10 protein-coding genes are annotated in these 12,739 nt (G+C 61.9%); 6 read left to right on the top strand and 4 right to left on the bottom strand.

The window, feature by feature from the left end; translation table 11 throughout:
• Positions 1-127 precede the first annotated feature (127 nt).
• Positions 128-1,222: an alpha/beta hydrolase gene (locus CKO25_RS14255; RefSeq protein ID WP_200388619.1), complete on the top strand. Its 1,095-nt coding sequence runs from the start codon at positions 128-130 to the stop codon at positions 1,220-1,222.
• 121 nt (positions 1,223-1,343) lie between these two features.
• Here the strand turns inward: CKO25_RS14255 and CKO25_RS14250 are convergent, their stop codons facing one another.
• Genes CKO25_RS14250 through CKO25_RS14240 form a run of 3 tightly spaced genes read right to left on the bottom strand, consistent with a single transcriptional unit; the run spans position 1,344 to position 4,944 of the window.
• On the bottom strand, positions 1,344-2,642 hold the full coding sequence (locus CKO25_RS14250; protein WP_200388618.1) for a sigma-54-dependent transcriptional regulator: 1,299 nt from the start codon (positions 2,640-2,642) through the stop codon (positions 1,344-1,346).
• Positions 2,639-4,069, bottom strand: coding sequence for an ATP-binding protein (locus CKO25_RS21820; protein ID WP_200388617.1), 1,431 nt, complete (start codon positions 4,067-4,069; stop codon positions 2,639-2,641). The genes CKO25_RS14250 and CKO25_RS21820 overlap by 4 nt, the downstream gene beginning before the upstream one ends.
• A complete protein-coding gene (locus CKO25_RS14240; RefSeq protein ID WP_242467625.1) occupies positions 4,066-4,944 on the bottom strand; it encodes a substrate-binding domain-containing protein in 879 nt (292 codons plus the stop codon). Before CKO25_RS14240 ends, CKO25_RS21820 begins: the two co-directional genes overlap by 4 nt.
• A gap of 480 nt (positions 4,945-5,424) precedes the next feature.
• Here CKO25_RS14240 and CKO25_RS14235 point away from each other — a divergent pair, with 480 nt between their 5' ends.
• From CKO25_RS14235 to CKO25_RS14215, 5 genes are all read left to right on the top strand, one after another.
• Positions 5,425-6,597 (top strand): 4Fe-4S binding protein, encoded by a 1,173-nt coding sequence (locus CKO25_RS14235; protein WP_200388616.1) that lies wholly within the window; start codon positions 5,425-5,427, stop codon positions 6,595-6,597.
• Positions 6,598-6,677: 80 nt separating this feature from the next.
• The gene (locus tag CKO25_RS14230) at positions 6,678-9,161 is read left to right on the top strand and encodes a molybdopterin-dependent oxidoreductase (protein WP_200388615.1); all 2,484 of its coding nucleotides are present in this window, start codon (positions 6,678-6,680) and stop codon (positions 9,159-9,161) included.
• 24 nt (positions 9,162-9,185) lie between these two features.
• Positions 9,186-9,950 carry a 4Fe-4S dicluster domain-containing protein gene (locus CKO25_RS14225; RefSeq protein WP_371829718.1) on the top strand — a complete coding sequence of 255 codons (765 nt, stop codon included), beginning with the start codon at positions 9,186-9,188 and terminating at the stop codon, positions 9,948-9,950.
• Between the two features lie 13 nt (positions 9,951-9,963).
• Positions 9,964-11,118 (top strand): NrfD/PsrC family molybdoenzyme membrane anchor subunit, encoded by a 1,155-nt coding sequence (gene nrfD, locus CKO25_RS14220; RefSeq protein ID WP_200388614.1) that lies wholly within the window; start codon positions 9,964-9,966, stop codon positions 11,116-11,118.
• A 197-nt stretch (positions 11,119-11,315) separates the two neighbouring features.
• Entirely contained in the window at positions 11,316-12,182 is an 867-nt protein-coding gene (locus CKO25_RS14215) for a TorD/DmsD family molecular chaperone (protein WP_200388613.1), read from the top strand.
• A 329-nt stretch (positions 12,183-12,511) separates the two neighbouring features.
• Here CKO25_RS14215 and CKO25_RS21235 read toward each other — a convergent pair whose 3' ends face one another.
• Entirely contained in the window at positions 12,512-12,730 is a 219-nt protein-coding gene (locus CKO25_RS21235) for a transposase (protein ID WP_371829719.1), read from the bottom strand.
• Positions 12,731-12,739: the final 9 nt, after the last annotated feature.

The following is a 12,739-nucleotide window of genomic DNA, read 5'->3' as shown; positions in this document are numbered from 1 at the left end:
CCTAGCGCCCGTCCAGAGTCACGTCTACGCTGTAGGTGCAAGTCAACAGAGCCAGGCGTGGACGCGCGTGATCGCCGCTGCCTTGGATGCCTGGCGTCTTGGTCTGACAACCCGGAGGGGAGAAGTGATGTACGTCGTCACCAATCGCGAGATCCACCAACGCCGGCAAGGGCTGAAGATCTTCGGGAAGACCCCTAGCACGGCTGGACCCAATGAATTGCGACTGGTCCAGATCACCAAGCAGGACTCGAATTACCAAACCGTATTACTCAAAGACCGACTGACCAGGAACGAGGTCAGGGAGCTGAAGCAGCGCTACGAACTGGACATCGACGACAGCCAGGAATGGTTCGCGAGCCTGCGTGTCGCTTGCGAGCTGATGGATCAGGCGGCGCGAGAGCAACGCCATCTGCTGATCTTCGTGCATGGCTACAACAATGATATGAAGGATGTGCTCGAGACTGCCGAGGCACTTGAGAGCCTCTATGATCTCATCGTCGTCCCCTTCAGCTGGCCGGCCAACGGAGGAGGTCCGATCAGCGGAACCTCGGCTTATCTGCGCGACAAACAAGACGCCCGCGCATCCATGGACGCGCTGGATCGCTTCATGGGCAAGATCGCACAGTATCATGACGTGTTGACCAAGGCGCGGCGCGAGCGGCTCTGGAATAAGGCGGTCACGGAAGACGAGGATCGTGGGAATTGGCAGGAAGTCCATGCACGCTACTCCGAGCTGCTCGCGCGCGATTGCGCGGTCAAGATTAACCTCATGTGTCACAGCATGGGAAACTACGTGCTCAAATACGCCTTGCAGCCGAGTGCCGCGGCCGCCAGCAACCTGATTTTCGACAACGTCCTGCTGGTTGCCGCGGACGCCAATAATCCTGGACATGAGCGTTGGGTCGAGCGCATTCAGGTCCGCAATCGCCTCTACGTCATCATCAACGAGAACGACTTTGCCCTCGAGTGGTCGCGCCGGAAACCTGGCGAGGCGCAACGGGTCCGGCTGGGACATTACCTGCGCAATCTGGTCGCGCGCAATGCCTATTACCTTGATGTGACCCATGCCCCTGGCATCGGTAAGAGCCATGGCTATTTCATGGGTCAGCCGGTTGCGAATAACCCGCAACTGAAGGCCCTGTTCCGGGCCGCATTGACCGGCGGGTGCGCCGAGGATGCCTTAACCTATGCCCCGGACCTCAATGTCTATCGATTGACCTGAGGCTCCATGTCTCGAAGCGGCTGCAGCCCCGTCATGACGATCACCGACCAGGGCGCAACCAACGCCCTGGTCTGAAGACCAAGATCGCGTCCATTCAGCGATTGCCAAGAGCGGCCCACCATCACTGGATCCGCTTGATACCGTAGCGCTTCATTTTCTGCCAGAGCGTCTTGCGGCTGATCCCAAGCCGGGCGGCGGTCGCCGTCATATTGCAATCCTGCTCAACAAGCGCGGTCTCAATGGCCGCGCGCTCGCTCGCTTGCGCCTGCGCCTTGAGGCCCTGTTCCTTTGGTATATCGAGGGCACCGTCCAGGGCGAGTCGTTCGCCTTGCCCCAGAATACAGGCACGCTCGAGCAAGTGTTGCAGCTCGCGCGCGTTCCCTGGCCATTTAGAGTGCAGAAGGCGTTCACGGTCCTCGGGCGTCAGCACCCGCCGCTCCCGCGGCACGCGCCGTCCGTAATCGGCAACGAACCGCTCGGCAAGCCAGAGGATGTCTTCCGGACGCTCGCGTAAGGGTGGGATCCGGATTTCGAGGACGCGGACGCGATAGTACAGATCCTCGCGAAAACGCCCCTCCCGCACCAGTGCCGTCAGATCCTGATGGGTCGCGCAGACTAGACGCGTCGGGGTCTCCACCGGTTCGCTGCCACCCACGCGCGTCAGTTGTCGATCCTGGACGACGCGCAGGAGCCGCGACTGCAGAGCGAGCGGCATGTCGCCGATCTCGTCGAGGAAGAGGATACCCTCGCCGGCTTGCTCGAAGACACCGGCGCGGCGACGATCAGCACCCGTGAAGGCGCCCTTCTCGTGACCGAACAGCTCCGCCTCGATCAGCGTCTCAGGCAGAGCGGCACAGTTGACCGCAATAAAGGGGGCATCTGGGCATTGGAGTCGGTGAAGATGACGCGCAACCACTTCCTTGCCGACGCCAGACTCTCCACCGATCAGCAGTGGGGTCTGGGCATGGCGCGCCATCCTCGCAAGCTCCCCGGCAAGGTGTCGCATCGCTGGGGAGATCCCGAGCGGTGTGTCGTGCGGCGCGTCTGTTCCGGCACCCTTCCCCCCGGCGAGTGCCCGGAGCCTCTCGATCAGGGCCGTCGGATCGAGCGGCTTGGTGAGATAGTCCGCCGCGCCGAGTTTGAGCAGCCGCACGGCATCTTCAATCGATCCGTAGCCGGTCATGAAGAGACTGGGCGGGATACGCACCCGCTCGTCGAGCAACCGCGCAAAGAGATCCGCGCCGGAGAGATCCGGCAGATTGACATCAATCACAGCGAGATCGATCGCGCCGGCTGCAAGGGCGCGCATGCCGGCGCTGCCGGTGCGATGCCAGACCACGGAGAACCCCTCCAGCTCGAGGCGCTCCACCAGCGCCTCGCCCATAATGGGATCGTCCTCAATCAGACAGACACGACTCATACCGGGGATTCCGACGTCAGCGGCAAGGAAACCAGGAACCGGGTGACATCCCCATCGGCCTCGGCCCGAATGGTGCCGCCAAGTTGCGAGACGATCTGATAGCACACCCAAAGCCCGAGGCCCTGTGTATGCGGTCGACTCGCCGGATAGGGCTCGAACAGATGCAGAAGCTGTTCGGGTGGGATGACACGACCGCTGTTTTCGATCCGCATCGTCAGGTGGTGATCCTCGGTGGTGATCCGAACCTCGACATGCCCATTGCCTTGCGCGGCCTGGACTGCATTCAATACGAGATTCAACAAAAGCTGTCGCACGGGCGCCGCCGGCAGGTGAATCGCGGTGTCGCAGGCATTCTCCCATCTCAGCGAGACCCGCGCCTTAACGCGATTCGGCTGAGCCAAGGTCTTCACATCCTCAAGGTCGTCTCGTGTCAGGGTGCGCAGATCCGCCCGCGCCTCGACCAGCAGCGCGGAGACTGAACCTTGGATCTGGCGCAAGGCGCGCTCCAACAGATTCAATAGACGCTCGGTCTGCGCATCAACCGGGTGAGCACGCCGATAGGTGTCAATGGCCATCAGCATCCCACCGAGCGGGTTGTTGACCTCGTGAGCAACTCCGGCAGCAACCCGCCCGACCGCGGCCAGCCGCTCGGCCTGGATCATCTGCTGCTCCAGGGTTTCCTTCTGCGCGAGCGCCGAGAGCATCGCCGCGAACTGCCGCCCGAGACGCCCGATCTCACTGTCGTCGTCGGGCAGGGTGCACTGCATCCGTCGTGGATCCTCTCGTCCGACTCGTCCCATGCACTCGGCCAACCGCACCAGCGGCCCGACCATGCGGCGCCCCCAGAGCCAGCCGATCGGCAACAGGATCAGGAGAATCGTGCCGGTCACCAAGATGCCGCCGATGAGGATCTCACGAAACCGGGGCAGATAAGGCGCATCCGAGAGCAGGGCGATGAGCTCGCCGACCTGTGAGTCATCGCTGTACAGTGGCAAACGCAGCACGCGGCGGACCTCGTCGTGATCGACCCTGGAGACTCGTCCGGGCATCTCGTCGAACACCTGCGGCTGTGCTTGCGGAAGCCATGGCAAGGCACTCTCGATCGGCTGATCCAGACGGAAGCGACGCGGGCGATTGCTCGCGAAGATGCGGCCGGCTTGGTCGACCAGGATCCAAACTGCATCACCGCCACCATCTGGACCGCGCAACAGCGAATAGGCCAGCCAGACATCATCGTTGCGCAAGGCCTGGATCTGGACACCGGCCATCGCGTGACCAAGGGTCATGGCATTGCGCCCTTGGTCTTCGCGCAGATTAGCCAAGGTCTGCAAACCCAGCGCGACCGCCATTGAGAGTGCGGTGACGACCGCGGCAATACTCAGACTGAGCGGCAAGCGCAGCCGATAGCTCGACAGCGGAAGGGTCACGCTCCGCTTCCTTCGGTCAATCGCCCGGCCATCCGTGCGATGTCGTCATAGAGATCAGGCGCCTCAAGACCGAAGCTATCGAGATTGAGCTCATTTAAGAGTGACCGACCGGCTGGATCCTGAACCTGGCTCAAGAGCACCCGCCGGATGAGCTGGCGCTCGCGCTCGGATAATGAGGGTCCGGCAACGATCGGAGGAAATCCAAACTCGGGCGAACGCTCCAACACGCGGGTCTGGGTGATCAATGTTGGATGGCTGAGCGCCAGGGTCTCCCAAACATAACTGTCGACCGCGGCCCCATCGGCCAAACCTTCAGCCACGGCCTCGACACAGCGCGGATGCCCCCAAGCGAAAAAGGTCCGCCGGAAGAAACGGTCGGGATCCCGACCGTCGCTGGAGAGTCGAAACCGCGGATAGAGATACCCCGAATTCGAATCTGGATCGGCCCAGGCGAAGAGACGGCCCTCAAGGTCATGCAAGCGCTCGATTTCGGAATCGGCGCCGACGATGAAATAGGACTGATACAGCGGGCGACCCTGAAAACGCGGCACCGCGATCAACCCCAGATGCGACCGGTTCCGGATATAGGGATAGCCGCAGATCCAGGCGAGATCAATTCGACCTTGAAGCAAGAGATCCAGGATCTCTCGATAACGCGAGCGCTGGACGAACTCAACCGGCCGCCCGCACTGAGTCTCGATCCAATCGGCCCAGCCAGCGAGAAAGGTGATCCGATCATCGGGCACGACCGGTGTCAAACCGAACCGCAAGGGCTCACTGGATGCGCGCACGGGTTCCATTCGACCACTCGCGAGGCCCACGCCGCTCGCCAGTAGGCCAGCGATGACAGTGCGACGTGAGCAGGGTAACGACATCTTCGGGTCCTCGGGGCGGCCTCGGCGGCAGGCGTGACACAGACCCAAGCGATCGACGCGATGTTCCCACACGGCGGACATGGTTCAGATCCCGGATCAGTCGTTCTGATTTCGACACATTCAGTATGGCGCAGTCTTCGTGTACACACCAACTTGGCGGTGGCGCCCGAGTGACCATCCCAGCCCTCCATCGTGCTCGCCACGGCGTTTACTTTCGGTAACGCCTGCGGATCGGCGTTACCAGTATCTAACCGATCTGTTTTGTCAAGCTTTTCAGCGTAAACACGGCGAGCCGCGTTACCTTTAGGTAACTAACGGTCACACATGCGAGATCGCCCCATTCCGATTCATCACCATTTTTACGATTTATTTCAGTGATCTATAAAACTTACCGAAGCGCTATGGTATGTCAAATGCAGCCCCAGACGCGCCAACATCCGAATCGCCCACCCTGAACCACATCGAGCACCGCTGAAGGTCATGACAACAATGAATGTGCATCGTCCCGACCGCCAGCCTTCGCGAGCACTCGGTCCGACCACGCGACTCGCCATTCACGCAGACGCCTGCATTCCCGCGCAGTTCCCTGAGCTGACGTGCCGACGGTGCGCGGATGCCTGTCCAACCGGCGCGCTGGTCGCGACGTCGGAAGGACCCGAGGTGGCCTCGGGCTGCGTAGACTGCGGCCGTTGCACGGTAGCTTGTCCGACCGAGGCACTGTCGATGCCCGGATTCGAGATCGCTCCGACAACCAGCGCAATCATCGCGATCGATTGCTGGCGCGTCCCCGCGGCGGACACGCCGAGCGGTGCGATGCGGGTCCCCTGTCTCGGCGGGCTCTCCGCCGCCACCCTCACCGAGCTGACAGCCGAGGCCGATGGACGTGCCGTCGCCGTGCTCGACCGTGGCTACTGCGCCCGTTGTCCCGCCGGGGGACGCGAGCATTCCGCCCCCCACCCTGCCGTGGCCGTCATTGACGAGGTCCGCCGGTTGCTCGACGACTGCGGGGTTGCCCCGAGCGCGGGTCCGTGCCTGATCGCGATGCCGCTGCCCGCCGCCCGCATGATCGAGGGGATGGGCGAGCCGCTCCTGGAGTCTCGGGTCAGCCGACGCGCACTCGTCACCGGCCAGGTGCCGCGGACAACCCAGCCGGCGCCGGCGCCCCACCCCACCCCGGCGGCTCAAACCTCGGGCCTCGGCCGTCAACGCCTGCTCACCGCCCTGCAACGCCTCTCGGCAGCCGAGCGCCCCCTACCCGCGCGGCTCTTTCCGAGCCTGAGAGCAAGCCAGGACTGCGCCGACCACCGCGTCTGCGCCAGCGCCTGTCCCTCAGGCGCGCTCATGGCCTATGCCGATGACCGGACGCGCGGTCTCCGCTTCGATGCCGCCCTCTGCATCGCCTGCGATCTCTGTGTCCGGCTTTGCCCCGAACAGGCCCTGACGCGCGATGGCCCAGGCGAAGCGAAGACCGCGCGGACACCACAACGCCTCACCCGACACCCCATGCAGACCTGCCCAGAGTGCGGTGCCGAGCACAGCACCGCGGAACCCGTCTGCCCGGCGTGTCGACGCGATCGAGATTTCGCCCGTAGCGCCTTTCAAACGCTGTTCAGCCACCAGTCTCCGGCCTCGAGCGGCCAGGCGAGAGGCTGAGCGCTGAGAGCGAACGGCTGGAGTCAGGAAGCTGGATGCCGAAGAACACCATCCCACAACAACACCGGAGGAGACCACCGATGGACATCCTGAGCACAGGACTCTCGCGCCGCCGCTTCCTGCAGGCCAGCGGCACGGCCGGCGCCTTGGGCGCGGTCGGACTCGGCGGAGGGGCCCTGACCACATTGCGCGAGGCCGAGGCACAAGCGGCCACCACACCCGGCGAGACCAGGATCACCAAGAACATCTGCCATCAGTGCCCCGCGCGCTGCGGCATCGATGTCTACACCACTAACGGGCGCGTGCATGCCATCTATGGCACCGCCGATCACCCCATTTCCAACGGCAAACTCTGTCCGAAGGGGCCACTCGGAACCTACATCCTCTACGACCCCGATCGCTTCAAAGGCCCAATGAAGCGCACCAATCCAAATAAGGGTCGCAACGAGGATCCCGGCTTCGTCCCCATCTCCTGGGAAGAAGCCCTGGATACCGTTGCCGAGCGCCTGAATACCCTGCGCGACCAAGGCGAGTCACACCGCTTTGCACTCTGCTATGGCCGCGGTTGGGGTGCCTCCTGCGCCGGTCTGCAGGGTACGTTCGGTTCGCTCTACGGCTCACCGAACGTCGCCATCGGGCACTCCTCCATGTGCTCGGACGGCAGCATCATCTCTAAGAAGGCACTGGACGGTGTAGGCGGCTATAACGCCTACGACTACGCCAACGCCAACATGCTCCTGATGTTCGGCGTCGGTTTCCTGGAAGCCTTCCGGCCCTACAACAACAATATGCAGGTCTGGGGCTATATCCGCGGCGTGAAGGTGCCGAAGACCCGGATCACCGCGGTCGACATCCACATCAACACCACCCTCGCCGGCTCGGATCGGGCGCTCATGATCAAGCCCGGCACCGACGGGGCGCTGGCGCTGGCAATCGCCCACGTCATCCTGACCGAGGGACTCTGGGAGCGTTCCTTCGTCGGCGACTTCACCGATGGAGTCAATCGCTTCAAGACTGGCGAGCGGGTCTCCCCGTCCTTGTTCGAAGAAAAATGGGTCAAGGGCCTGGTTGACTGGTGGAACACCGAGCTGAAGGACCGCACCCCAGCCTGGGCCGCCGAGATCACCGACCTCTACGAACGCGACATCCTCGCCACCGCGCGCGAGTTCGGCACCACGCGACCAAGCATCGCGCTGTTCGAGCGCGGCGCCCATGCCCACTCCAATGGCGTGTTGAATGGCATGGCGATCCATGCGCTGAACGCACTGGTCGGCTCCCTCTATGCCAAGGGAGGGCTCATGTCGCAAATGGGCCCGTCGTATGGGCCAATGCCGGTCGATGCCAAGGATTTCATGGATGACTATGCGCTGAATGGTCCTTGGAAGACGCAGCCCCGCATCGACCTGAAAGGGCACAAGGACGGCTATCTGCTCGCCAACAACATGCTCCAGGAACTCGGCCCCAACTCACTTGCCGGCAATCCCTACAAGCTCGACACCGTCATGTTCTACCAGACCAACCCGATCTGGACGGCCCCGAACGGCCAGGTCTGGGAAGAGGCTCTCAAAGAGGTCTTCGTCATTGACACCTCGCCCTTCCCGGGCGAGACCGCCATGTTCGCCGATCTGATCCTGCCCGATCATACCTATCTGGAGCGCTTGCAGGACGCACCGACCTACCCGTTCCAAGGCTGGCCGATGACACAATTGCGGGTCCCCGCGATCGCACCACTCTACGACACCCAGTATTTTGGTGACACCCTGATCGAGATCGGCAAGCGCATCAAGGGACCCATGGGTGATTACTACAAGGCGCTGGACAACACCGAGAACGTCATCCGCCATCTGGCAAAGGGCTTCGCGACGGATCCGGGCGACAACGGGGTCAACGACTTCGAGAGCTGGAAGGAGAAGGGCGTCTGGTACAAGAAACCCTACATCTACCGCTTCGTCGACGGCGAATTCTACACCTGGGACGGCCAGGATTACGCCATCCTCATGACCGAGGAGGAGGTGAAGGAGAGTCTCTTCAAGACCGACTCGGGCAAATTCGAGCTGCGATCCGGGTGGCTCGAGTCCAATGCCGACTGGATTGCGCGGAAGACCGGACGTGACCCGAGAACATTGATGTTTCCGCATTGGGAAGAGCCGGTCCATCCAGGCGGCGGCGATCTCTACATGGTCACGCCCAAGGTCGCCATGCATGCCGAAGGACGTGGCGCCAACATCCCGATCGCCATCGCCACCCTGCAACCCGTCCTGGGTGGGCGCAAGACCGCCTATATCGAAATCAATCCGCAAACGGCTCGTGCGCGTGGTATCGCCAATGGTTCCAGAGTCCGACTGAGCTCCGACCTCGGCAGTATCGAGGGCTATTGCAAGTATTACGAGGGTTGCCGACCCGACACCATCGTCTTCCCGATGGAGCACGGGCATTGGGCAATGGGACGTTGGGCCAAGGACCGCTTGCCGGGGCATTGCGGGGAGATCACGGTCAATCAGTCCGACCGCATCACGGGCCAATGCAGCTATTACACCACCAAGGTCAGCATCGAAGCGGTTTGATCGCGCTCACCGGAGGCACGAATCATGGCGAAATGGGGAATGGTCATCGACCTGGACACCTGCACCGGCTGCCAAGCCTGCACAACGGCCTGTGCGATGGAGAACAACCGCCTGCCCGGCGAGAACTGGCAAGATGTGCTCTTCTATCACGAGGGCACCTATCCGAATGTGAAGCTGATGTGGTTTCCGCGGCCCTGCATGCATTGCGAGAACCCCTCCTGCGTGTCGGTCTGCCCCACCAAGGCGACCTACAAGGATCCGGACGGCGGCTTTGTGCTGATGGACTACAACAAGTGCATCGGCTGCAAATACTGTCAGGTCGCCTGTCCCTATGGCGTGCGTTTTTACGTCGATGAGAAGGCGGTGGTGCAGCCGGATATCCGCGGGGTCTTCCCGAGCGAGGCGGGCCGCCAATGGGATCCGCCCTACAAGGGTCCGCAGGACGATCCCTCGCGCGGGATCGGGATCCAGCCCCACGGTGTGGTCTCCAAGTGCACCTTCTGCTACCACAAGGTCAGCAAGGCGCCAAAGGGGGTGGCCGATCTCGACGAGGACATCCCGGAGCTGAAGGAATACGTCCCAGCCTGCGTGCGGGTCTGCGCTCCAAAGGCGCGGTTCTTTGGCGATCTCGATCAGCCACAGAGCATGGTCAACAAGCTGATCGCCGACAAGCGCGGCGTGCGTCTGAAGGATGAGACCGGCAATAAGCCACAGGTCTATTACCTCTCGGGCGGTGCAACGGCCTCAGTGCCGTCGTTGCGCAGCATGAACGACTCAGGCCAAAGCTAAGGGGGAAAACACCATGACGAGCGTCACTGTGACCAATAAAGAGATCGCGAGCAAACAGCTCGGGATCATGCTGCTTGCACTGATCGGGTTGCTGTTCGCGGGCGGGCTGGCCATCAGCAACCTCATGACCGCGGGTCACGCCGCCTTCAATACCGATAATCTCGGCCTCTTCTGGGGCTTTCCGATCGTGATCTACGACTACTTCCTGCTGACCTCCACGGGACTGGCGATGGTCGCCTCGATGGCCCTGATCTTTGGTGGGGAGGATTATCGACCCATCATTCGGCGCGCGCTTTGGCTGGCGCTGGCCGGTCTGCTCGGCGGTGTCGCGGTACTGATGATGGAACTCGGCCATCCGCTGCGCGCACTTTGGGCGATCCCCTTCAGCTTCGCCTTCAGCTCGCCGCTGTATTGGAAAGTGATGGCGGTGAGCTTTTATGTCCTCTCACTCGTGATTCTGCAGGCGCGAATGATGAAGCCGGACTGGCAGACGCAGGATCTGCGGATCAATGCCATGGTCACCTTGGCGCTGGCACTTGCCGTCACCGCCATCGCCGGTGTCGTCTATGGCTCCCAGAGCTTCCGTCCCTTCTGGGCCTCCGGTGACATCCCGGTCGCCTTCATTTTCGAGTCGCTGCTCGGCGGGCTCGCCTTTATCATCTTCTTCACCTATTTGGCGTATGCCTTCAACCCAGCGGCGGTGCCGGCAAGTGTCAAAAAGCTCTTCAACGACCGTTTGACCAATCTGCTGGCCCTAGCGATCTTCATCCATCTGTTATTCGTCCTTGCCCGCATGAGCAGCGGACTCTATGGCAACGCGGAGGGGCTGCAAGTCTGGCAGACACTGGCTACCTCGCGGCTCTTTTTCGCGGAGATTTTCATCGGTCTGTTGCTGCCACTGGTGCTGCTGGTCAATCCGCGCACCCGCATCCGGCCCTGGGCGCAGATTCTGGCAGCGCTCTTGGTGATGAACGCGCTCCTGATCGCCCGCTATGAGTACATCATCGGCGGCCAACTGGTCCCGCTGTTCAAGGGCGCTTGGGCACCGCCCTTGCTGAACTATGCGCCATCCCCGACCGAGTGGCTGCTGCTGCTGGTGGCGATCTTTCTGTCGAATGCGGTCAATGCCTTCGGAGAAATGACCCTGCGACTCGGGCGCGAAGGCTGAACCAAGTTGGCCGGGCTCATTGCGCGGTGCCGACCGAAGGTCGTGGAACGCCGCGACGCCAAGGTCGGATGACGCCCTGCTCATCCGTGCGACGACGTCCGCAGCCCGCCGCGGTTCGCGACACCGCTCCGGCGGTGTCGCCCATCTCCAGGCGCTCCGCGCCACCGATGCAACACGGTTTTTGTGAGGTTGACCCTATGACGACCGCCGCGACGCTCGTGAGCAAATCCGAGTTTTTTCTATGTCTGGCGCGCGCCTTCGCGACTCCGCAGGCTCCGGAAAGCCTGGCGCTCCTCCGCGAGGCCTTACCAGATGATCTCGCCGAGCTTGCCTTGGACTGTGGGTACGATATCGACGAACCCCTGTTGGACTACCGCGCGGCAATCGCCGAGATCCCCAACCGGGATCGTCTGCTGGTCATCTATTCACGGCTCTTTCTGGTCCCGGGCGACCGACACCCGAGTCTGAACACGGGCACTTATCTCGATGGCACGGTCGCGGGTAGCAGCGTCACGGCAATGGAGACCTGCTATCGACGGTGCGGTCTGGAGCGGAATGCAACCGTGCAGGAGTTGCCGGACCATCTTTCGATTCAATTGGAATTCATTGCTCGTCTGCTCGCCGCCGAGTCGCAAGCGTGTCTCACCGAGGCGGCACCACCACCGCTCGCGGCCGGAGCATTTCTCACCACCTTCGTCGCCCACTGGGTCGGCCCCTTCCATGCCGATCTCGACGAGGCGGGGCGTCGCTTCAAGCTTGCCGACAACCCCTATCGGCATCTTGCGCGGATCCTGAAGCGCGCCGTGCGGACTGAGGTCGCGTCGAATCCGATCGAAGCACCGCCCGCACCGGTGATCGATCCAGAGATCGCACGTCTGCGCACCCAGTTCGCCGGTAAACCCATCACCGAGGCGGATCTGGCGATCATCCGGTCACGTCTGGCGGCCGACGGACTCCCCTGCGACCATGTCGTCATCCCAGTCGAGGAGCGCGACCGCATCATGGGGCTTTCCACCATGGTCCCACCAACCGCGCCCTCGCATCGGATGGTGTCGTCCGGTTGAGCTCAGGGACTCTGCATGCCCATCCCGGCGGCGCATCATGGTGTCTGGGTTTTGGTCGCAACATCGCGTGCATGCGCGGCGACTGACACGTCAACGGGTTCTCCATCCGATGCTTCACGCTGTCAGTTTCCAGACAATGGGTTGCTCCATTCCGCAAGAGATCGGAAACGATTGATCAGCGTACCCTAGCAATTCGATCGGAAACATCGGCAAGACACCTCCTCGACACCGCATCGCCACCCAGGGCCCGTGTCATGGACACGGGGCCGCCTCTGCTTGCCACAGAGAACACGGCTGACGTGAGAACAGCTTCTCATGTAAACTATACTCTATGTATTTACTATTTGCGTTTTTCCTATCACCAGAAACTTCAATGTCAAAAGAGTTTCGAGAGATTTTCGATTGCTGGTGCTAGTGCTATTAATACACCCCATGATCGCAGCTTTGAATTTGGGAAAGGTTTCGTAGTATCGAGAATATAAAACTTGTTTCTTGACGTGTCGCCAAAGCCGTTCAATCAAATTTAAGTTTGGTGAATAAGATGGCAAGAAAACCAG

This window comes from Thiocapsa imhoffii (assembly GCF_016583985.1).
Taxonomy (GTDB): domain Bacteria; phylum Pseudomonadota; class Gammaproteobacteria; order Chromatiales; family Chromatiaceae; genus Thiocapsa; species Thiocapsa imhoffii.
The sequence above is the reverse complement of the archived record's forward strand: the minus strand, read 5'-3'. Positions and strand labels throughout refer to the sequence as shown.